Below are 720 nucleotides of genomic sequence, written 5' to 3'. Positions count from 1 at the left end.
GAGGCGGATCGTTTGCGCGACGAGCTTTCTGAAAAGGGCATTCAGTTGAAGGATGGCAAGGATAAGGAAACCGGGGAACGGACGACGACCTGGGAGTTGAAGCGGTAATTTGCTGCTGCGGCTTGGGACTTACCCCCCTCTGCCCTGCCGGGCAGAGGGGGTGATGCGCCACGACAGGCCCTTCATTTCGTCCACACCATGCTACAATCTCGCGGCAACCGTTCAAGTCGCGAGCATCCCAATGCCCCATGCCAAGGTCAGCCCCCGACATCGGGAACATGCTCGGCAGATGCGCAAGGTCATGACAGGCGCCGAACTCAAGTTCTGGAACGCCGCCCGTGCCCATCGTCTTGCCGGTCTGTCTTTCAGACGCCAGCTGCCTGTCGCAGGATACATCGTTGATTTCACCTTCCCGTCGCATAAGATCATTGTCGAGTTAGACAGGTTTCAGCATGCGGAAGATGCTGCGGCAGACTATGATCGGCAACGAACGGAGACGCTGGAGCAGTGTGGCTGGCGGGTTCTGCGTTTCTGGAACGAAGATGTTGTGAAAGACATCGACAATGTCTGTCTCCACATTATCCGAACGGTGAAGGAGAGCCAACCATGACCACCTACACCGGCGGATGCCAGTGCGGCGCGATCCGGTTCCGCGCGACCGGTGATCTCAAGGACGATCTCAAGGACAGTTCCATCTGTCATTGCCGCATGTGCCAGAAG

The 720-nt window shown here is 57.6% G+C and carries 2 protein-coding genes; both read left to right on the top strand.

The features are described from left to right. Positions 1-241: 241 nt before the first annotated feature. Positions 242-610 carry an endonuclease domain-containing protein gene (locus AB4Z23_RS27485; RefSeq protein WP_112959010.1) on the top strand — a complete coding sequence of 123 codons (369 nt, stop codon included), beginning with the start codon at positions 242-244 and terminating at the stop codon, positions 608-610. Next, a partial coding sequence (locus AB4Z23_RS27480; RefSeq protein ID WP_441361185.1) for a GFA family protein occupies positions 607-720 on the top strand: 114 nt, incomplete at its 3' end. The genes AB4Z23_RS27485 and AB4Z23_RS27480, both read left to right, overlap by 4 nt.

It is taken from the genome of Agrobacterium sp. MCAB5 (genome assembly GCF_052114365.1).
Classification (GTDB): Bacteria; Pseudomonadota; Alphaproteobacteria; order Rhizobiales; family Rhizobiaceae; genus Agrobacterium; species Agrobacterium tumefaciens.
The sequence above is the reverse complement of the archived record's forward strand: the minus strand, read 5'-3'. Positions and strand labels throughout refer to the sequence as shown.